Here is a 20092-nt window from a genome sequence, read left to right as displayed (position 1 = left end):
GCCAAGCGGAGCGACCAAACCCACTCACTTCTCTTCCCCCGCGCAGGCGGGGGCCCAGAGCCGAGAGCTCAACGTTTCATTACCTCTGGATCCCCGCCTATGCGGGGAAAGAGGATGAGGGAATTCAGCTCAGCACCACCCATGATTTGCGCCCACCGCCAGACCGGTGCTAGCTAGCTCACAACGAACAAAAAACTTGGGAGTGAAGGCTGATGAAAGCCGTCCTGGAACAGCTCGACGCGAAACGTGAAGCGGCCCGCATGGGCGGGGGCGAAGCCCGCATCAAGGCCCAGCATGAAAAGGGCAAGCTGAGCGCGCGCGAGCGTCTGGACGTGCTGCTGGACGAAGGCAGCTTTGAAGAGCTCGACATGTTCGTCGAGCATGATTGCACCGAGTTCGGCATGGCCGACAAGAAGACCCCCGGCGATGGCGTGGTGACGGGCTCCGGCACGATCAATGGCCGTCTGGTTTATGTTTTCGCCAAGGATTTCACCGTGTTCGGCGGCTCGCTGTCCGCCGCCCACGCCCGCAAGATCTGCAAGGTGCAGGACGCGGCGCTGAAGAACGGCGCGCCGATCATCGGCCTGTTTGACGCCGGCGGCGCCCGTATCCAGGAAGGCGTGGACGCGCTGGGCGGCTATGCCGAGATCTTCCAGCGCAACACGCTGGCCTCGGGCGTGATCCCGCAGATCTCCGTCATCATGGGCCCGTGCGCGGGCGGCGATGTCTATTCGCCCGCCATCACCGACTTCATCTTCATGGTGAAGGACACCTCCTACATGTATGTGACCGGCCCCGACGTGGTGAAAACCGTCACCAACGAGGTCGTCACCCATGAAGAGCTAGGCGGCGCGTCCGTCCACGCCAAGAAATCCGGCGTCGCCGAGGGCGCGTTCGAGAACGATATCGAGGCGCTGGTTCAGGTCCGTCGCCTGATCGACTTCCTGCCGGCGTCCAACCGTGAAAAGCCGCCGCTCCGGGAGGTGTTCGACGCGCCCGACCGCGCCGAGCCGAGCCTTGATACGCTGGTTCCGCCGAACCCGAACAAGCCCTATGACATCAAGGAATTGATCGAGAAAGTGGCCGATGAGGGCGATTTCTATGAAATCGCACCCGACTATGCGACCAATATCGTGGTGGGCTTTGGCCGTCTGGAAGGCCAGACCGTGGGCTTCGTCGCCAACCAGCCGCTCTCGCTCGCGGGCGTGCTCGACATTGACGCCTCCAAGAAGGCCGCGCGTTTCGTGCGTTTCTGCGACGCCTTTGAAATTCCGCTTATCACCTTTGTGGACGTGCCGGGCTTCCTGCCGGGCACCAAGCAGGAGTATGGTGGGCTGATCAAGCATGGCGCGAAGCTTCTGTTCGCCTATGCCGAAGCCACCGTCCCCAAGCTGACTGTCATCACGCGCAAGGCCTATGGCGGCGCCTATGACGTGATGGCGTCCAAGCATTTACGCGGCGATATCAACTATGCCTGGCCGAGCGCGGAAATCGCGGTGATGGGCGCCAAGGGCGCGGCGGAAATCATCCACCGCAAGGATCTGGGTGATGAAGCCAAGATGGCCGAACACACCAAGGCCTATGAAGACCGCTTCGCGAACCCGTTCGTCGCGGCCTCACGCGGCTTCCTGGATGATGTGATCCAGCCGCACAACACCCGCTTCCGCCTGATCAAGGCCCTGCGCACCCTGCGCAACAAGGAACTCACCAATCCCTGGAAGAAGCACGACAATATTCCGCTCTAAAGCGTGTCGCACTGATTACTGAAAAGCCCCGGTCATCTGGACCGGGGCTTTTTCGTTATGCGCTTGTATCTCGGTCCTCGGACTTGATCCGGGGACCCATAGCGAAACCGCTATTCCAGCTCGACAGCTTCGACCTTGCCGTTTTCCAGCACCAGCGCCAGCTCGCCGCGTTTGAGGCGCAGGGCTTCGGCGCCAAAGACGTCCCGACGCCAGCCCTTGAGGGCGGGGATGTCGGCATTGTCGTCGGCGGCGAGTTTTTCCAGATCGGGCACGGTGGCGATCAGGCGGCTGGCGACGCCTTCCTGGTCGGACACGACCTTGAGGAAGACTTTCAGCATTTCGATGATCGGGCCCAGATTGGGCGGGCTCGCTTCGGGCTTGTCCACCTTGGGGGCATAGGCCTTGGGGTCCGCCAGCGCTTCGGTCATCAGCGCGATCAGGCGCTCGGCCGGTTTTGAGCGTTCAAAGCCCTTGGGCACCGCGCGCAGGCCCTTGAGATCATCGAGCGAGGTCGGGGCGGCATGGGCCAGCTCATACAGGCCATCATCCTTGATGATGCGCGAGCGGGGAATGTCGCGGGTCTGCGCCTCGGTCTCGCGCCACAGCGCGGCGGCCTTCAGGCCCGCCAACCATTTTGCGGTGGTCTTGCGCAGCTTCAGACGCTTCCACGCGTCTTCAGGGTGCATTTCATAGGTGGCCGGGTCGGTGAGGGTCTTCATCTCCTCGGCCAGCCAGGCCTCGCGGCCCACCTTGGCGAGCTTCTCGCGCAGGATCGGGAACAGGTCGCGCAGATGGGTCACATCGGCGAGCGCGTATTCCTTCTGCTTGTCCGACAGCGGGCGGCGCGACCAGTCGGTGAAGCGCGACCCCTTGTCGAGATTCACCTTCACCAGCGCGCGCACCAGATTGTCGTAGGAGATCGAGTCGCCCAGCCCCACGGCCATGGCCGCGATCTGGCTGTCAAAGAGCGGTTTGGGGATGATGCCGCCGCCTTCGTGGAAGAAGATCTCCAGATCCTGCCGGCAGGCATGGAAGACCTTGATGACGTTCTGATCGGTCAGAAGATCATAGAAGGGTTGAAGGTCGAGGCCTTCGGCCAGAGGGTCGATCAGCACTTCTGTGTCATCGCCTGCGGCCTGAATCAGGCACAGCTGCGGCCAGAAGGTGCTTTCGCGCATAAACTCTGTGTCTACGGCGACATATTCAGCCTGGCGCAGCTTGGCGCACGCCTGGGCGAGGGACTCAGTATCGGCGATCCATTCCATAGCGTGCTCGATTATACCGAACTTCGCCCTTTGGCGAGCCTTCTGCTCACTGAGCGCTTTTTCGCCGCGCCAGCATGCGCCAGATGATGAAAAGCGCGGCCCCCAAAGAGCCCAGGGCGACAAATCCATAAGCGGCCTGCAAGGGCAGGGCGCTGGCCCCGATCACAAGCAGCACCAGCGGGCCCAGAGTGCCGCCCAGCCCGTTGAGCACGCCGGACGCCGCCAGAAGGCGCCCGCGCATCTCTTCCTTCGCGCGACGTTGCGCCATGGCTTGCAAGGGCACCAGGAACAGTCCGCCGCCAACCGCCGAGGCCGCAAGATCAAACAGGATCCGCCAGTTCGCGCGATCTGTCAGGAAGGCGTCGGCGCTGATCAACGCCTCGCCGGGCGTGCGACCGAGCGTGTAGAGCGCAATATCGGTCGGAAAGACGGTCAGCATGATCGCGCCAATGAGCGAGAAACGCAGGGCGTCGCCGGATTTGGCCAGAGACCCGCAGATCACTGCGCCCAGAGCCGCGCCAATGGTGAAGATCAGCTGGAAGACGGCAACCACGCCTTCATCCGCGCCCAGAACATCGCGTGTGAAGAGCGGCAGCACGGTGATGACCGCCGCGGCCAGCATCCAGAACCACGCCACGCCCAGCAAGGGCCGCATCACGTCCGGCGCCCGGAACGCAAAGCCCAGCATGCGCGGGGTTTCCCAGACCACGCCCAGAACGCCCCAGCGGACCTTGAGATCCGGATTGCCGCCCGGGGCCGGGGTTTGCTGGCGCATGGCGAACCAGCCCAGCACGGCCATCACCACCAGAAGCGCGCTGATCAGGGGCACGCCCCAGTCCGGCGCGATCAGCAGCGTGCCGCCAATGGCGCCCACAAGGATGGCGACATTGATGGCGCCCGAGAGCGCGGCATTGGCGGGGACGAGCTCTTCGGGCGCCATCAGAGAGGGCAGCGCGGAATTGCGCGCGGGCAGGAAGAAGGTCGATTGCACGCCCATCAGGAAGAGCGTGACGAGGAGCGCCAGCGGCAGCTGGAACAAGAATCCGATGGCGGCGAGGATCATCAGGATGATCTCGGCGAACTTGGCGATGCGCATGATCTTCGTGCGGTCAAACCGGTCCGCCACCTGACCCGCAATGGCGGAGAAGGCGAAGATCGGAACGGTGAAGGCGGTGGCCGCCAAAGGCACCATGATCTGATTGTCGAGGCCGAACACCGTCCAGCCCTGATAGGTCGCCAGCGCCACCAGCGCATAGCGGAACAGGTTGTCATTGAAGGCGCCCAGGGTCTGGGCGATCCAGAGCGGCAGGAAGCGACGCTGGGTCATCAGCGCAGAGACGATCTTCAGGCTCATTTCAGCCCCTCCTTCACCAGCGCGTCGGTGCGCGCTTCGATCACGGCTTCCAGCCGTTCCATGAATGCATCCTTCTCAAGGCCGGGTTCGATCGGGTCGAGAAACTCCACGACAGCGCGGCCCGGGGTTTTGCGGAAGGATTGCTGGTCCCAGGCGAGGCCCAGATTGGTGGCCACCGGAACGCAAGGCCGGTTGAGATCAGCGTATAGGTGCCAGACGCCCTTGCGATAGGCATGTTTCTCGCCCGGCGCGGCCAGATGGCCCTCGGGATAGATCAGAACGTCGCGGCCTTCGCCGCGCAGCACGTCCAGCCCCTCATTCATCCGGGCGCGGGCCCCATCGCCGCCGCCATTGGACAGCACGATGGCGCCCAGCTTTTTCAGGATGCGGCCGACAAGCGGGAAGCGATAGAGGTGGTCGCCCGCCACAAAGGACAGATTGGCGAGTTCGGAGATCATCACGAAGCCATCGCCCCAGCTCTGATGCTTGGCGGCGATCACGGCGGGCTGGCGCGGCAGGCGGTCCCGGCCGCGCACCTCGACGCTGACGCCGGCGATGAAATAGAGCGCGACCCGCTGGGCCGAGCCGTACATCTGGATTCCATAGGCGAGGGGCTTGCGGCCTGGGATAAGCGCCAGCAGCGAGCAGACCAGCGCAAAGATCACGGTGATCAGCCAGTAGGCGACGAAATAGGCGGCGGAGCGGATCATGGGAATCCTCCTGTAGCCGTCGTGAAAAGGGGAGTGGATCAGGCTCCCTTGAGGGCGGCGAGCGCAGCGCGGGCCAGCTCGGCCTTGCGCACGGTCATCAAGCCGTGCAGCCGTCCAGCCATGCGGTGAGCGGCGGGCTGGAGCACCACGCCGAGCGCGGCGGCGGTCTTCAGCTCCGGATCGCCGGGCGGACAGTCGCCAGCCTCGATGCCCCGCGCGACGGCCTCTGCGATGAGGCGGACCGGGTCGGGGCGGCCCTCACGGTCTGTGCGGCCAAAGCGGAACATGTGGATGAGGTGGTATTCAAACAGCGCCGGGTCTTCGTCCGCCGCCTCGCAATAAACCTCCACAACGCGGGTCACGGCGTCCTCAAACCCGTCCGCGTCTTCCAGCGCGGTTTCAACGAGATCGAACAGGCGTGAGTGGATGGCCTCGAACAGGGCCTCGGCCAGCACTTCCTTGCTCTTGAAGTGACGGTAGATCGAGCCTTCCGCCACTTGAGCGGCGCCGGCGATCTCGCGGGTGGAGACCGCGTCGACGCCGTTTTGTGAGAACAGCACCAGCGCCGCGCGTTCGATCCGCGCCTTGGCGGTGCCGTCCACGGCCGTCACGCCGCGCGGGTCAGGGGCGTCCGGAAGTGCGTCATTCGCCATTGTCATCTCCAGTTCTCTCAGCCCTGTCTTGGAGGGCGCTCGTATGCCGAGTGAGCGTTCACTCACCGCGCCGTCAATCTGCCTTTCAAAATCGGGGCTGTCAATACTGAGTGAGTGTTCACTCACTCTTGTGCTCTCGTTTCGCAAACTCCCGGGCGAAACATGGTCGTAGACGGACCATCTCAGGTGGACCATGGGAGGCGAAGGGTTCTGAAGGTGAAGATGATCCAGGGGAAACCCGGTCTCTAGCGCGGCATCGGTGAGGGGGATGAAACTCGCCGGGTCAGGCGATGTGTGATCTCGACGCCAGGGCTTCCGCCTCCAGCTCCCGCGTACGGGCCTCCACACGCGTCTGAAGCTCTGTCATGAAACTGCGGCTGTCTGTATCTGCGCTCATAGCAGGCAGGAATTCGATCACGGCCGTGCCCGGATAGAGCACCGGCTCCTGTTCGGGCCAGAAACAGCCCAGATTGGTGGCGACGGGGATGACTGGACGATCCAGAGTCTGGGCCAGACGGTGTACGCCCTTGCGGAAGCGGCGTCCGCCGCCGACGGGCGTCAGGCCGCCTTCGGGAAAGATCAGGGCCGAGCGGCTGTCTCGCGCCAGACGCGCCACGCCTTCATCCAGCGCGCCATTGGCGCGCCGGCCGGCGTCATTGTCCACCACCACCGCTTCGGCGCGCTGAAGGTAGAGGCCGACCAGCGGGAAGCGCAGCATATGGTCGCCGATGACGTAGGCGAGGGCGGGGTCACGCGCGAGATGACACAGGCCGTCGCCATAGGATTGGTGCTTGGCGGCGAGGATGACGAGCTGATCCTTCGGAATATGCTCAAGGCCGCGATACTCGACCCTGACGCCGCAGAGTTGCAGCCAGCGCCGGAAGAGTTTGGCGAACGCGCCGATGGCGAATGTCGCAGGTCTCGGGCCCGGCCATAGAAGAAGCGGTGAGCACAGAATCGCCAGCGTTCCCGCCAGCGCCCAGAAGCCGGTATGGAAGATCTTGGCGCGCATGGAGGCAAATTCGTTGTGTTCGCTCCGCCTCACAAGCGCTCAGTGTGCAGCGCTTTGCGCTTAACTCTGTTGCATGGCTTGACAGAAAGGCCGCAAACGTTCCTTTTCCAACCGCTTCTCGACCGCCCAATTGAAACGGACGAATTTCCATGCACGCCTATCGCACTCATACCTGCGGACAGCTGCGCAAAGCCCAAATGGGCGAAACCGCGCGTCTTTCCGGCTGGATCCACCGTAAACGCGACCATGGCGGTCTGCTGTTCGTGGACCTGCGCGACCATTACGGTCTGACCCAATGCGTGCTGGAGCCTGATAATCCCAATTTCGCGACCCTCGAGCGCATGCGCGCAGAGAGTGTGGTCACCGTGACCGGCAAGGTCGTGGCGCGCACCGAGGACACCATCAACCCGAACCTGCCCACGGGCGAGATCGAGCTGCTGGTGGAAGACCTTGTGGTCCAGTCCGCCGCCGAGGAGCTGCCGCTGCCGGTGTTCGGCGAGCCGGACTGGTCCGAGGAAGTGCGCCTGAAGCACCGCTATATCGACCTGCGCCGGGAGAGCCTGCACAAGCGCATCGTGCTGCGTTCGAAGATCATCGACTCCCTGCGCCGCCGCATGGTCGATGAAGGTTTCACCGAATACCAGACCCCGATCCTGACGGCGTCCTCGCCCGAAGGCGCGCGCGACTTCCTGGTGCCGTCCCGTCTGCATCCGGGCCATTTCTACGCGCTACCCCAGGCGCCGCAGCAGTTCAAGCAGCTGATCATGGTGTCCGGCTTTGACCGCTACTTCCAGATCGCGCCCTGCTTCCGTGACGAAGACGCCCGCGCCGACCGGGCGCCGGGTGAATTCTACCAGCTCGATATGGAAATGAGCTTTGTCACCCAAGACGAAGTGTTCGGCGTGATCGAGCCGGTTCTGGCGGGCGTGTTCAACGAATTCGCCGATGGCCGTGAAGTGCCTGAAGGCGCTTTCCCGCGCATCCCGTACGCCGAAGCCATGCGCAAATACGGCTCGGACAAGCCAGATCTGCGCAACCCGATTGAGATGGAAGCCGTCACCGAGCATTTCGCCGGTTCGGGCTTCAAGGTCTTTGCGGGCATGATCGAGAAGAACCCGAAAGTGGAAGTCTGGGCGATCCCGGCTCCCAAGGGCGGCAGCCGCGCCTTCTGCGACCGGATGAATTCCTGGGCGCAGAAAGAGGGTCAGCCGGGTCTGGGTTACATCTTCTGGCGTGAAGAGAACGGCGCGCTGGAAGGCGCGGGCCCGATCGCCAAGAATATCGGCCCCGAACGCACCGATGCGATCCGCACCCAGCTGGGCCTTGAGGCTGGCGACGCGGTCTTCTTCGCGGCGGGCGAGCCGTCCGCCTTCGCCAGCTTCGCCGGCAAGGCGCGCGACGTGGTCGGCCGTGAGCTTGATCTGTTTGAGAAGAACGTCTTCCGCTTCTGCTGGATCGTCGATTTCCCCATGTATGAATGGGATGACGAGAACAAGAAGGTGGAGTTCTCCCACAACCCGTTCTCCATGCCGCAAATGGATCCCGAAGCGTTCATGGCGCTCAGCAAGGACGACCATGAGACGCTTCTGGGCCTGAAAGCCTGGCAGTACGACATCGTCTGCAACGGTATCGAGCTGTCCTCGGGCGCCATCCGGAACCACCGCCCGGACGTCATGCTGAAAGCCTTCGAGTTCGCCGGTTATGGCGCGGACGTGGTCGAAGAAGCCTTTGGCGGCATGCTCAACGCTTTCCGCTATGGCGCCCCGCCGCACGGCGGCATCGCGCCGGGCGTGGACCGTATCGTGATGATGCTGGCCGATCAGGAGAATCTGCGCGAAGTCGTGATGTTCCCGAAAGACCAGCAGGCCCGCGACCTGATGATGAACGCGCCGGCGCCGGCCGAGATGCGTCAGCTGCGCGAACTGCACCTGCGCACCGTGGTCCCCGAAGCCAAAAAAGAAGGCTAGGGGCCAGGCGTCAGCCAGACAGGAAAACGGCGGGTCATCGACCCGCCGTTTTTTTTATGGGTTCAGCGTTCTTCCTGGGGAGGTTGTGGCGGTCGCGGCGGCTGGGGCCGTTGGTCGCGGTCTTCCTGGCGCTGACGTCGCTCCTCGGCCCGCTGGGCGGCCTCCTGCTGGCGACGCGCCCGCTCGGCCTCCTGTTCGGCCCGACGAGCCTCGATCCGCTCCAGCTCCGCCTGCATGCGCGGGGTCGGTTGCTTGGGCGGAAAAACCGGGGCGGCAGCGGGATCGGACGGCGTCTCCAGGACAGGTTTCGGGGCAGGGCCCGCCTGTTCGAGAATCGTGCGGATGTGATCGCCCAGCTCCGTCGGATGAATGTCGAACTCCCAGCTCACATCCTGTAGATCGCCATTCGCCTGGGCTTCAGCGAGGGCGCGCGCAGCAACGCGCAGGGAGTCGCGGACGACTTCGGCCGTGGCCTGTTCGATCGCCAGTTCGACGCTGTCCTGACTTTCGGATTCGTTGATGCGGACGGTGATGTCCTGAGCGGCGCTGCGCAATTCGGCGACGGCCTGACGCAGGGCCAGAGTCATTTCGCGCTCGCGCATGCGATTGGTGAGACCGTTTTCGGCCAGCGCGGCTTCAAGTTCGGCGCTGACGCGTTCCAGCTCGTCGCGCTGGGTTTCAAGGCTTGGTGAAGGGACAGCGGCCACAGCCTCAGATGATCGGCGCAGCGTGAAGACCAGCGCGCCATCTTCCGAGCAGCGCGTCAGCGTGTAGTCGAAGGGCAGACGGGTGTTCTCATCGCCGCAAACATGCTGGAAGCTCTCCGCCGTCAGACCACTCGCATCGCGCAGATCCGTCGATGACAGATTGACCGCTATGAAACGCGCATTCGAGAATTCGGTGTCGCGCAGGTCTGCATAGCTGAGGTCGGTGTTCTCGAAAATCACGTTCTGGAACAGGCCGCCGCGGGCGTCCACGCCGCGCAGCCGGGTTCCGAAAAAGTGCGCCCGGGTCAGACTGGCGTCGCGCAGATTGGCGTGACTGAAATCGGCTTGCCGGAACACGGAGTCAGGCAGGTTGGCTTCGCGCAGATTGGCGGCGGTCAGGTCAGACAACAGGAAGACGCTGCCCTGAAGGTCGGAATCCTGAAGATCCGAACTGCGCAGGCTGACCTGATGAGCGCGCAGGCGCTGCAATTGCGCATCCTGCAGATTGGCGCCGTCGAGCGTGACATTGGACAGACGGGCCTCGGTCAAGGTGGCGTCCATGAAGTCCGCGCCCGTCAGGTTCAGGTCCACCAGCTGGGCGCCCAGCATCTGAGCATCGGAAAAATTGGAGCCGGACAGGTCGCCACCCACGATCTGGGCGCCGGCCAAGTTGCCGTCTGCGAATACGCAGGACCGACAATCACCGCCAATGTAGAGACGGCGATGCGGTTCGCCGGCTTGTCCGGGGGCGGACAATACCGTGCTGAGCGCCAGAGCCAGTATGACGGTGCGATAATGCATGATTTAGATGTAGTCCGCTTGCCGTCAGGGAGCGACTTAATTCGTAGTAAGTTGCAGTGAACCCGTTTAGCGGCAAGGTGAAATCGACAGCCCTGCCGGTAATTGCGTGCTTTCGTCGCCGCACGCGCGGTCGAGTTGTGACTGGGTCAGTCCGCGCGTCGCAGCCATCTCGGCGCCCGACAGATTCGCGCCGTCCAGACGCGCGCCCGTCAGGTCCGCGCCGCCAAAATAGGCGCCGACCGCGGTCACCCGGCTCATATCGGCGTAGGCGAAGCTCGCTGCGGTGAAGCGGGCGCCGAACAGGTTGGCGATCGACAGATTGGTGCGGGTGAAATTCGCCCGGTTCATTGTGGCCAGGCTGAGATCGGCCTGACGCAGACGCGCTCCGGACACATCCACGTCCGGAAGGTCGAGATAGCTCAGATCCGCCTGGAACAGGTTGCAGCCCGGACAGGACTGGCCGGCTTGAACGCGCGCTATCTCGCTGGCGTTCTGGGCGAAAGCCGGGCTGGCGACGCTCAGCGCGAGACCCAGAAGGACCGAAATCTGTTTCATCATGGCGCATACCCTGTCAGTTACCGGTCCGGGTCTCGCAAGTTTCAGGCCTGCCCCCTAGACCTTTCCGGCCCAGCCGCACGCATCGCACCCCAACAGACCTGCGTTTTCAATCACGGTGAAATGTCCGCATTCCGGGCAGGGGTCGCCATGATAGTTGACGATATGGTCTTCCAGCCGCTCCACATGGGCGCCGCCGGATGATCCGCCGCCAGATTTGGGTTTGGGATCAAATTCGAACCCGCTGCCTTCTGCAGCGTCCTCAGACTTTCCCGGCTTGGGGCGGCTCCCCAGCATGACCACATTGTCGGGCAGCTGACCTCGGGAGAAGCCCTTGGAGATCAGGCTCGCAGGATCGGCCTCTCGCACCAGCTTCTCCTGTTCGACGCCTTTGCCCAGCCCGCCGGGATCGTAATTGTGCGGATCGGTCTGGGCGAGGTCTTCACGGCCCAGATAACTCACCGCCAGTTCGCGGAAGATGTAATCGAGGATCGAGCTGGCGTGCTTGATGGAGTCGTTGCCGTCCACATCGCCAGCAGGTTCGAAGCGGGTGAACAGATAGGCGTCCACATATTCTTCAAGCGGCACGCCGTATTGCAGGCCGATGGAAATGGAGATGGCGAAATTGTTCATCAGCGAGCGGAAGGCGGCGCCTTCCTTGTGCATGTCGATGAAGATCTCGCCCAGTTCGCCATCCTCGAACTCGCCAGTGTGCAGATAGACCTTGTGGCCGCCCACGGTGGATTTCTGGATATAGCCCTTGCGTCGGTCGGGCAGCTTGCGGCGCTCGGCGGCTCGCTCGACATATTTCTCCACCACACGTTCGACGACGCGCTCCTCGGCGATCACCGAGCGGCGCACGGAGTCGCCCGTTTCGTATTCGATGGTGTTCAGAAGATCGTAGAGCGCATCACCCTCACGGCGGATGGAAAGGCCTGTCAGACCGCGACGGGCGCTGGAGGCGATCAGGGCGCCCAGCTCCTCAATCGAGCTCGATCCTGGAAGCGCCAGCTCAAGGCTCGCCGTGCCTTCCAGCACATCCTCGCACGCTTCCGCCATGGCGAGACGCGCTTCGGGCGCCGGGTCGGCGAAGACCGCCCGCAGCTCGGGGCTCAGGATTTCACAATCATCCAGGCGTCCAGCGCCGTGCACATAGCGTTCGGCCGCAACGACTTCGAGCGGGTCCACACCCAGCTTTTCCAGAAGACGCGGGCCGGCTTCGTCAAAATGCTCGGGACTCAACCCGCACCGTCGCGCAACTTCCGGGCCCAGGCTCCAGCGGTTGATCGCAAAGCGCAACGGCACGCCGTCGCTCAGGGCGGCGTCAATGCGCGCAAACCCGGCCTGATCCACGCCGGCGTTTTCAAGTTGGGTGATCCAGTTGGCGCTGTGACCGGCAAGGGCGCCTGCGCCAAGCGCGTGCCTGCGGGCGCCAATCTGCTCGTCTTGCGTCAGCGCGCTCAGAGCGGCGTTCACGCAAGCGGCGAACTGCCGGCCGCCCGGCGCGTCCAGCGCGGCAGGCGGATGAACGCCAACCGATTCCGCGCCGATCAGTCCTGCCGCCAGCGCGTCCGGGCGTTCGAGGCTGACGGGCGCCGGACATTCGCTGCGCACAATGCGCAGGATGTGCTGGGCGCGGTCTCGCGCCGCTTCGCTGTCAAAGGGCAGGGCGAGAGCGGTCAGGGACGCCCCCAGTCCCGCAAGCAAGAGCGACCCTGATTGATGCGCGGCGGTCTGGCCCCACAGGCGCGCGGCGTAGGCCAGCCCGTCTTCATCCAGCGTCTGCTCGCGAACAAACCGCGCCAGGTTCAGAATGATGGCGGCCGGGGTGACCGCTTGCGGTTCGGTGAAATGCAGGACCGGGCGGCCATGGGTCCAGACCGCTTCGGACAGGCGGTTCATGACGGCGCGGGCGCTCTCGCCATCAGCCAGGCGCGCATCTGCTTCCACAGCTTCAAAGAAGGCGGGATCAAGCTGAACATCGGGCAGCTCCGGCGCCTGGGGCGTGGCGAACAGCCCCTGTTCCGGCGTGATCAGACCCTGACGGGCGCGAGCGATCGCGCGCTCGATCATGGGATCCGGCGCGCCGTCGCGTCGGGCCGCGCGCACGGCGCGGGCCAGCGCGCGGTTGCGGCGGGGGTCGAAGCACTCATCATCCGCGCCGTCGCAATTGACGCAGGCCAAGGCCACAGCTTCCAGCCGTTCGGCGAGAACGCGTGCGCCCACATTGGCGGCGGCCTGTCCCATCTCCGCGGCGTTGAGCGTATAAAGGGCGTCCGTCAGCCCCTCTGCGCCGATGACAGGACGGGTCTTCTGGGACGACAGGGGGGCGCCGCGCCACATGGCCGCAACGGGAGCCGCTTCGCGATGAAGCAGGCTCGCCAGCATCTCGTCCCGCTCGACCTCGCTGTCTTGTGACAGAAGCTCGGCCAGCTCGCCGAGTACATGCCCGGCGTGGAGCTGATCACCCGGCTGGGCGTCGCTGAGCGCCACCAGCGCCGCAATGTTTCGCGCGTCCCAGCCTTCGGGGGCCAGAAGTTCAACCTCAGATTCCTCACCCACGGTATCGGGATCCGGGCTGTCCGCCTGGCGGCTGAGGAAGGCGAAATCATCCAGCGGTGAAACGCCCTTGCGGGACAGGCGACGATTTTGGCTCATGACGGCTCCTACCGATCGGGCGCGCGAATCACCCGTATGGTACCGGAGCCTCTGGTCCGGAGTCGAAGACTGAACAGGACGGTCTTAACCTGAACGTGGAAAACTGGCTGGCTAGAGCGGCCAAAGGGCCACGCTGCGTGATTGAAAGCAGGGTTTTGGCGCCCAAATGAGGGTGCATGACTGGACCCGGAGCATGCACAGGGGCATATAGCGGTTACGAGTTTTAGTTCGAAGGAGCACGCCATGCTTGGCCTGCTGTCAAAAGCTTTCACCTGGTGGAATGGCGCCTCAGCCGGCGCGGCCTGGACGATCTGGCGCTCGGGCGAGCTCGTCGGTGAGGACGAGTTCGGCAACAAATACTATCAGGAACGCAAGGGCGGCACGGGCGCGGACGGCAAGGTCCGTCGCTGGGTCGTTTATAATGGCTATGCCGACGGCTCCCGCGTGCCCTCAGATTGGCACGGCTGGATGCATCACACCTTCGATGAAGCGCCGGTCAACACGCCGCTGCCGCGCAAGGACTGGGAGCAGGAGCACCAGCCCAATCTGACAGGCACGCTTCACGCCTATCGCCCGACCGGCTCGCTGACCGCTGGGTCCGCCCGGCAGCGCCAGGCGACCGCATCCGATTACGAAGCCTGGACCCCGGGGGATTAAGCCCATGCGTGGCGGCGCCATCCTTGAAACCGTTCTGGGTCTGATCGTGCTCATCGCTGCGGGGGCGTTCTTCATCTACGCTCAGGGGCAGGTGGACGACGGCTCGGGTGCGGACGGTTACAAGCTGACGGCGCGCTTTTCCTCGGTCGGGGATCTGACGCGCGGAGCAGATGTGCGGGTAGCGGGTGTGCCCGTCGGCACCGTGACGGCGGTTCGACTCGACCAGGAGACCTATTTCGCCGAGGCCGAGCTCGAGCTGAGCGGCGATATCGAAATTCCCACGGATTCCACCGCGAAAATCGCGACGGCCGGTCTTCTGGGCGGTTCCTTCGTCGAGATCGAGCCGGGCGGCGACATGGATGTTCTGGCCGCGGGTGGTGAGATTTCCTACACGCAGGGCGCAGTGGACATGTTTGACCTCATTGGTCAGGCGGTGATGAACCGCGGATCTTCGCAGAGCGAAGGGTCTGGCTCCTGAGACAGCCTTGGTCTCGCCTCAAACGTCTGACACAGTGATGACCATGATCCGCACCCTGTTTCTTACCGCCGCCACAGCCTTTTCCGTCGCCTCACTGGCGTCTGCTTCGCTCTTCGCCCAGAGCGCCGAGGCGCCTGAGCAAGCCCCGTCCGGACTGCAAGCCCTTGAAGATCCCGAGGCGCCGGAGCTGACCTCCGAACCGGGATCGGTCGTGGTTCTGCGCGGTCTGGACAAGGTGACGGCCCGCACGCGCGATTTTGAGGCCCCGATCGGTGAGGAAGTGCGCTTTGGCGCGTTGTCGATCACCGTGCCCTATTGCCGCAAACGTCCCCCGGAAGAGCCGCCGGAGGTCTATGCCTTTCTCGAGATCGAGGATCGGCGGACGGACGGCTTTGGCGTCCAGGCGGAAGGCGAGCTGATGTTTTCGGGCTGGATGTTTGCATCCAACCCGGCGCTCAACGCGCTGGAGCATCCCGTCTATGACGTCTGGGTGATCGACTGCAGAAGCTGATCGCCGTTGACGCCTTCGGGCAGGGCGAAGAAATCTGACGGCTGTTCAATCGCCGCATCCAGCAGGTCTCGATAGCTTGCCTGAGAGATCGTCTCGGCGCCAAATCGCTTGAGGTGGTCCGTATTGAATTGCGTGTCGAGCAGCTGGTAACCGCCCGTGCGGAGCCGCGCCACCAACGCCACCAGCGCCGCCTTGGAGGCGTCCGTCTCCCGCGAGAACATGCTTTCCCCGAAGAAAGCCGCGCCCAGCGAGACTCCATAGAGCCCGCCCGCAAGTTTGCCGTCCTTCCACGCCTCGATGGAATGGGCATGGCCCTCGGCATGCATGTCCAGATAGAGCATCAGGATCTGGTCATTGATCCAGCTGTCCTCGCGACCGGGAGCGGGCGCGGCGCAGCTGCGCACGACGGTCTCAAAGCAGCGGTTCACCGTGAAGGTGAAGGCATCCTGGCGAACGGTCTTCTTCAGGGATTTGGGGATGTGAAACCGGTCGAGCGGGATCACGCCGCGCTCATCGGGCTCCAGGAGATAGACGCGCGTGTCGCTGCGCGACTCCGCCATCGGGAATACGCCGCGTGCATAGCAAGCCAGCAATTCCTCAACGCCGAAGCCGCGCATGACAAATCTCCGCGGTCTATGAGCCCTGGCGCTCGGCCAGCCAGCTTTCCAGCCAGCGGATATGGTAGTCCCCGCTGAGGAATGCAGGTTCTTCCAGAAGCGCCAGATGCAGCGGAATGGTGGTCTCAACCCCGCTCACCACCATTTCCGACAGGGCGCGCTTGAGGCGCAGCAGGGCCTCCTCACGATTGCGCCCGTGCACGATCAGCTTGCCGATCATGGAGTCGTAATAGGGCGGAATGCGGTAGCCGGTATAAAGCGCGCTATCGAGACGCACGCCCAGACCGCCTGGTGCATGGAATTCGGTGACCGTGCCCGGGGAGGGCGTGAAGGTTTCCGGGTTTTCCGCATTGATGCGGCACTCGATGGACCAGCCCTCGAACTTGATGTCGTCCTGGGTGAAATCGAGCTTGTGGCCCGCTGCGACGCGAATCTGCTCGCGCACCAGGTCGATACGGGTGATGGCTTCGGTGACCGGGTGCTCCACCTGAAGACGGGTGTTCATTTCGATGAAATAGAACTCGCCGTTCTCATACAGGAACTCGACCGTGCCGGCGCCGCGATAGCCGATGGCCTTCACGGCGTCAGTGACGACCTTGCCGATCTTGGCGCGGGCTTCGGCGTCCAGCGCCACTGACGGCGCTTCCTCGAGGACTTTCTGGTGGCGGCGCTGCAACGAGCAGTCGCGCTCGCCCAGATGCACCACATTGCCGTGCTGGTCAGCGAGGACCTGGATCTCGATATGACGCGGCTTGCCGAGATATTTCTCGATATAGACCGCGCCATCGCCAAACGCCGCCTGGGCTTCGGACGAGGCCGTCTGCAGCGCGCTTTCAAGCTTGTCTTCGCTTTCCGCGACCTTCATGCCGCGACCGCCGCCGCCGGATGCGGCCTTGATCAGCACCGGGAAGCCGATGGCCTTGGCGACCTTGCGGGCCTCGTCCATGTCGGTGATCGCGCCGTCAGAGCCGGGGACGACCGGAATGCCGGCGTCCATGGCGGCCTGCTTGGCGGTGATCTTGTCGCCCATCAGGCGGATCGTCTCCGCGGTGGGGCCGATGAAGGTCAGGCCGTGCGCTTCCACGATCTCGGCGAAGCGGGCGTTCTCGGACAGAAACCCATAGCCGGGGTGGATCGCCTGGGCGCCGGTGATCTCGGCCGCGGCCATGATGGCGGGCACGTTGAGATAGGAGCGGCCGGCGGGCGGCGGACCGATGCAGACGCTTTCATCGGCCAGCTTCACATGCATGGCGTTGGCGTCGGCTTCGGAGTGCACCGCGACCGTCTTGATGCCCATTTCCTTGCAGGCCCGGTGGACCCGCAAGGCGATCTCGCCGCGATTGGCGATAAGGACTTTATCAAACATGAGCGGCCGCCTAGCTGATGATGAACAGGGCTTCGCCGTATTCCACCGGCTGCGCGTCATCGACCAGCAGCTCGGTCAGAGTGCCCGATTTCGGGGCGGTGATGGGGTTGAAGGTCTTCATGGCCTCAACCAGCAGGATGGTCTCGCCTTCCTTCACGCTGTCGCCAGCCTTCTTGAACTGGTCCGCTTCCGGAGAGGGACGCAGATAGACGGTGCCGACCATCGGAGAGGTGACGGCGCCGGGATGGCTCTTGGCGTCGGCGGCGCCGGTCGCGGCCGGGGTTTCCGGAGCGGTGGCCGGCGCAGGAGCGGGTGCGGCGGCGGGCGCTGGCATCGGCGCATGCATGGGCTGGGCGGAATAAACAGCGGGCGCAGCGGTGATTTCGCGCGCGACTCGGATGCGCAGTTCGCCCTTTTCGACCTCGATCTCGGTCAGCTCGGTGTCATTGAGAATATCGGCCAGCTCGCGGACGAGTTTGGAATCGACCTGCGGGTTCGACGTGGTGGACGCCATAGGTTCACTACCCTTTCTAGTCATTATTTCGCACGCGCCTGCGCCAGTTGCACAGCGGCTCTAACCCCCAGCTCATAGCCGCGCGCGCCTAAACCGCTGATGGTGCCAGCGGCGGCAAGTGACACATAAGAGACCGCACGAAAGGCCTCTCGCGCAACAGGCTGCGACAGATGCACCTCTATCGCTGGCACGTCTACCCCTTTGATTGCGTCGAGCAGCGCAATCGATGTGTGCGTGTAGGCGGCGGGGTTGATCACGATGGCGGAGCCGTCGGCGCCCGCCCTGTGGATCAGCTCCACCAGCGCGCCTTCATGATTGGTCTGTTCAAAGACGATGGATGCGCCAAGACTTTCAGCGGTTTGCTGACACAGCGCTTCGATATCCTGAAGTGTCGTCGAACCATAGATCTCCGGCTCACGAGTCCCAAGAAGGTTGAGATTGGGGCCGTTCAGCACAAAAACGGGTTTCAGGGTCGACACGTTTGCTCACTCCGACGAGGCTGAAGGGCGCCTGCGCGCCTTGACTGCCAGCCCCGGTTCTACGACCTGATGGGGGTGTGAACAAGCAAACCCGTGCGTGGGACGCAGGTTATGAGCCAGATCGATGTCGAGTTGAACGGGGAAACCCGCCAGATCCCTTCCAGCCTGACCCTCAAAGGGCTGCTGGAGCATCTGGAGCTGGATCCGCGAAAGGTGGCCGTGGAACGCAATCTCGAGATCGCCCCACGCGACGGCTATGATTCGATTCGCATCGAAGCGGGCGACCGGCTCGAAATCGTGCATTTTGTCGGAGGAGGGTGAGCCATGACCGCTCAGACCCAGCAAGACTCCCCGCTTGTCATTGCGGGCCGGACGTTCAAGTCGCGCCTGATCATCGGCACGGGCAAGTATGAGACCTATGAGCAGAACGCGCGGGCGCTCGAGGCCTCGGGCGCGGAGATGATCACGGTTGCGGTGCGCCGGGTCAACCTGTCCGATCCCAGCCAGCCGCGTCTCGTCGATTTCATTGATCCCAGGCAATACACCTTCCTGCCCAACACGGCGGGCTGCTTCACCGGCGAGGACGCGGTGCGCACCTTGCGTCTGGCGCGCGAAGCGGGCGGCTGGGATCTGGTGAAGCTCGAAGTGCTGTCCGATCCCAAGCACCTCTATCCGGACATGGCGGAAACCCTTCGGGCCTGCGAAATGCTGGTCAAGGAAGGCTTTGAGGTCATGGTCTATTGCTCGGACGATCCGGTCTACGCCAAGCGCCTGGAAGAGGCGGGCGCCTGCGCGATCATGCCGCTCGGCGCGCCGATCGGCTCGGGGCTCGGGATCCAGAACCCGGTCAATATCCGTCTCATCATTGAAGAAGCGAAGGTGCCGGTGATCGTGGATGCGGGCGTCGGCACGGCGTCGGACGCCGCGGTGGGCATGGAGCTCGGCTGTGACGGAATCCTGATGAATACCGCCATTGCCGAGGCCAAGGACCCGATCCGCATGGCCAGCGCCATGAAGCACGCGGTCATTGCAGGTCGGGAAGCGTATCTGGCGGGCCGGATGCCGAAAAAGCGCTATGCCGATCCGTCGAGCCCGCTGGCGGGACTGATCTAGGACGCGCTGGACCGGCGCAGCGCTTCCGCACCCACCGGCAGGTCATCCACGACTTCGCCACAGACCGGGCGGGACACGCGTTCGCCGCGCATCAGCAGGCTGCGCTCATACTCGCGCATCGCTGTGCCGCCCATGCAGGGCAGCACATGGGTGATCTCGATCATGTCCCGCTCGGCCATGCCACGCATGACCGCGGCGGCGAGGGCGTCGCTGACGAGCGCATTGACCTGCCAGGCGCGCTCTGCGCCAGACCAGGCGCCATAAGCGCGACCCGACGGGCCGACCATCAGCGCATTATCAGTTTCGCGCATGCGGATCGGGACGAGGGGGAACCATTCCGGTCCATTATAGGGCGTGTAGGTGGTGTCCCAGCGGGCGCCGACGCTGAACCAGGGGCTGTCATAGAAGAAGGGCAGGATGTTCAGCACGCCATAGACGCGGCCATCGGCCCAGCCTGCTTCTTCCACGCCGGGCCAATAGGCCTCGCGGCGGGCGGCGACGGGTTCATCCATGATGATCCGTCCGGTCAGGCGGTCGGTGATCCAGACCCGGCCCAGAAGGGCGGCGTCCATATGAGAGCCGAAGTCGGGACCGTGCACGGCGTCAAAGTCCAGAGATATGACGTATCGCGCCTGATCGCGATCCGGCGCGGCAAGACCCGCCTGTTCGAGTGCGGTCTCAAAACGCGGTCGTAGGATGGTGCGGTTGGGTTCCGGCAGGAACCAGGAGAATTGCGAGGTTCCAGTGACAGGACCAAGCGCCATCTGATGGTAGAAGGGGCTTGCGGCGTCCACCCTGACGCTCTGGGTCGTCAACGGCTGAGGCGCCTGACGGGCGGCTATGGCGTCCTTGCTGGCGCAGGCGGCCACGGACAGCGCTGCACAGGCAGCGAGCAGAAGTCTGAAATGCGTCATCATCCCCTCCAGATTG

20 protein-coding genes are annotated in these 20092 nt (G+C 63.9%); 7 read left to right on the top strand and 13 right to left on the bottom strand.

Annotated features, from left to right (window positions below; all coding sequences use genetic code 11):
- Positions 1–212 precede the first annotated feature (212 nt).
- Entirely contained in the window at positions 213–1745 is a 1533-nt protein-coding gene (locus OA2633_RS03400) for an acyl-CoA carboxylase subunit beta (protein WP_009801087.1), read from the top strand.
- A gap of 110 nt (positions 1746–1855) precedes the next feature.
- On the opposite strand, the gene rnd is transcribed toward OA2633_RS03400, so the two are convergent.
- The 5 genes from rnd to OA2633_RS03375 all read right to left on the bottom strand — a co-directional run bounded on the left by rnd (position 1856) and on the right by OA2633_RS03375 (position 6739).
- Positions 1856–3010, bottom strand: a complete 1155-nt coding sequence (gene rnd, locus OA2633_RS03395; RefSeq protein ID WP_009801086.1) for a ribonuclease D — start codon at positions 3008–3010, stop codon at positions 1856–1858.
- Between the two features lie 46 nt (positions 3011–3056).
- Positions 3057–4364 (bottom strand): MFS transporter, encoded by a 1308-nt coding sequence (locus OA2633_RS03390; protein WP_009801085.1) that lies wholly within the window; start codon positions 4362–4364, stop codon positions 3057–3059.
- Positions 4361–5074, bottom strand: a complete 714-nt coding sequence (locus tag OA2633_RS03385; RefSeq protein ID WP_009801084.1) for a 1-acyl-sn-glycerol-3-phosphate acyltransferase — start codon at positions 5072–5074, stop codon at positions 4361–4363. The genes OA2633_RS03390 and OA2633_RS03385 overlap by 4 nt, the downstream gene beginning before the upstream one ends.
- Before the next feature lie 38 nt (positions 5075–5112).
- Positions 5113–5727, bottom strand: coding sequence for a TetR/AcrR family transcriptional regulator (locus OA2633_RS16570; RefSeq protein WP_156776086.1), 615 nt, complete (start codon positions 5725–5727; stop codon positions 5113–5115).
- A gap of 283 nt (positions 5728–6010) precedes the next feature.
- Positions 6011–6739: a 1-acyl-sn-glycerol-3-phosphate acyltransferase gene (locus OA2633_RS03375; RefSeq protein ID WP_009801082.1), complete on the bottom strand. Its 729-nt coding sequence runs from the start codon at positions 6737–6739 to the stop codon at positions 6011–6013.
- Between the two features lie 149 nt (positions 6740–6888).
- On the opposite strand from OA2633_RS03375, the gene aspS reads away from it, so the two are divergent.
- Positions 6889–8706: an aspartate--tRNA ligase gene (aspS, locus tag OA2633_RS03370; RefSeq protein ID WP_009801081.1), complete on the top strand. Its 1818-nt coding sequence runs from the start codon at positions 6889–6891 to the stop codon at positions 8704–8706.
- A 62-nt stretch (positions 8707–8768) separates the two neighbouring features.
- Here aspS and OA2633_RS03365 read toward each other — a convergent pair whose 3' ends face one another.
- The 3 genes from OA2633_RS03365 to OA2633_RS03355 all read right to left on the bottom strand — a co-directional run bounded on the left by OA2633_RS03365 (position 8769) and on the right by OA2633_RS03355 (position 13427).
- Positions 8769–10214, bottom strand: coding sequence for a pentapeptide repeat-containing protein (locus OA2633_RS03365; protein ID WP_009801080.1), 1446 nt, complete (start codon positions 10212–10214; stop codon positions 8769–8771).
- Between the two features lie 66 nt (positions 10215–10280).
- The gene (locus OA2633_RS03360) at positions 10281–10772 is read right to left on the bottom strand and encodes a pentapeptide repeat-containing protein (protein WP_009801079.1); all 492 of its coding nucleotides are present in this window, start codon (positions 10770–10772) and stop codon (positions 10281–10283) included.
- Positions 10773–10826: 54 nt separating this feature from the next.
- Positions 10827–13427, bottom strand: a complete 2601-nt coding sequence (locus tag OA2633_RS03355; RefSeq protein ID WP_009801078.1) for a ribonucleotide reductase-related protein — start codon at positions 13425–13427, stop codon at positions 10827–10829.
- A 243-nt stretch (positions 13428–13670) separates the two neighbouring features.
- Here OA2633_RS03355 and OA2633_RS03350 point away from each other — a divergent pair, with 243 nt between their 5' ends.
- From OA2633_RS03350 to OA2633_RS03340, 3 genes are read left to right on the top strand one after another with little or no spacing between them, the layout of a single operon-like run.
- Positions 13671–14084, top strand: a complete 414-nt coding sequence (locus tag OA2633_RS03350; protein ID WP_009801077.1) for an NADH:ubiquinone oxidoreductase subunit NDUFA12 — start codon at positions 13671–13673, stop codon at positions 14082–14084.
- A gap of 4 nt (positions 14085–14088) precedes the next feature.
- The gene (gene mlaD, locus OA2633_RS03345) at positions 14089–14562 is read left to right on the top strand and encodes an outer membrane lipid asymmetry maintenance protein MlaD (RefSeq protein ID WP_009801076.1); all 474 of its coding nucleotides are present in this window, start codon (positions 14089–14091) and stop codon (positions 14560–14562) included.
- A 37-nt stretch (positions 14563–14599) separates the two neighbouring features.
- Positions 14600–15073 carry a DUF2155 domain-containing protein gene (locus tag OA2633_RS03340; protein ID WP_009801075.1) on the top strand — a complete coding sequence of 158 codons (474 nt, stop codon included), beginning with the start codon at positions 14600–14602 and terminating at the stop codon, positions 15071–15073.
- Here OA2633_RS03340 and aat read toward each other — a convergent pair.
- Genes aat through aroQ form a run of 4 tightly spaced genes read right to left on the bottom strand, consistent with a single transcriptional unit; the run spans position 15040 to position 18040 of the window.
- Positions 15040–15690 (bottom strand): leucyl/phenylalanyl-tRNA--protein transferase, encoded by a 651-nt coding sequence (aat, locus tag OA2633_RS03335; protein WP_009801074.1) that lies wholly within the window; start codon positions 15688–15690, stop codon positions 15040–15042. The genes OA2633_RS03340 and aat overlap by 34 nt on opposite strands.
- Before the next feature lie 16 nt (positions 15691–15706).
- Entirely contained in the window at positions 15707–17056 is a 1350-nt protein-coding gene (gene accC, locus OA2633_RS03330) for an acetyl-CoA carboxylase biotin carboxylase subunit (RefSeq protein ID WP_009801073.1), read from the bottom strand.
- Positions 17057–17066: 10 nt separating this feature from the next.
- A complete protein-coding gene (accB, locus tag OA2633_RS03325) occupies positions 17067–17570 on the bottom strand; it encodes an acetyl-CoA carboxylase biotin carboxyl carrier protein (protein WP_009801072.1) in 504 nt (167 codons plus the stop codon).
- A 23-nt stretch (positions 17571–17593) separates the two neighbouring features.
- Positions 17594–18040 carry a type II 3-dehydroquinate dehydratase gene (gene aroQ, locus OA2633_RS03320; protein ID WP_040613010.1) on the bottom strand — a complete coding sequence of 149 codons (447 nt, stop codon included), beginning with the start codon at positions 18038–18040 and terminating at the stop codon, positions 17594–17596.
- Positions 18041–18160: 120 nt separating this feature from the next.
- Here aroQ and thiS point away from each other — a divergent pair, with 120 nt between their 5' ends.
- Positions 18161–18370: a sulfur carrier protein ThiS gene (gene thiS / locus OA2633_RS16345; protein WP_009801070.1), complete on the top strand. Its 210-nt coding sequence runs from the start codon at positions 18161–18163 to the stop codon at positions 18368–18370.
- A gap of 3 nt (positions 18371–18373) precedes the next feature.
- On the top strand, positions 18374–19162 hold the full coding sequence (locus tag OA2633_RS03310) for a thiazole synthase (RefSeq protein WP_009801069.1): 789 nt from the start codon (positions 18374–18376) through the stop codon (positions 19160–19162).
- On the opposite strand, the gene OA2633_RS03305 is transcribed toward OA2633_RS03310, so the two are convergent.
- On the bottom strand, positions 19159–20076 hold the full coding sequence (locus tag OA2633_RS03305) for a hypothetical protein (protein WP_156776084.1): 918 nt from the start codon (positions 20074–20076) through the stop codon (positions 19159–19161). The genes OA2633_RS03310 and OA2633_RS03305 overlap by 4 nt on opposite strands.
- Between the last annotated feature and the right edge of the window lie 16 nt (positions 20077–20092).

It is taken from the genome of Oceanicaulis sp. HTCC2633 (genome assembly GCF_000152745.1).
Taxonomy (GTDB): Bacteria; Pseudomonadota; Alphaproteobacteria; order Caulobacterales; family Maricaulaceae; genus Oceanicaulis.
The sequence above is the reverse complement of the archived record's forward strand: the minus strand, read 5'-3'. Positions and strand labels throughout refer to the sequence as shown.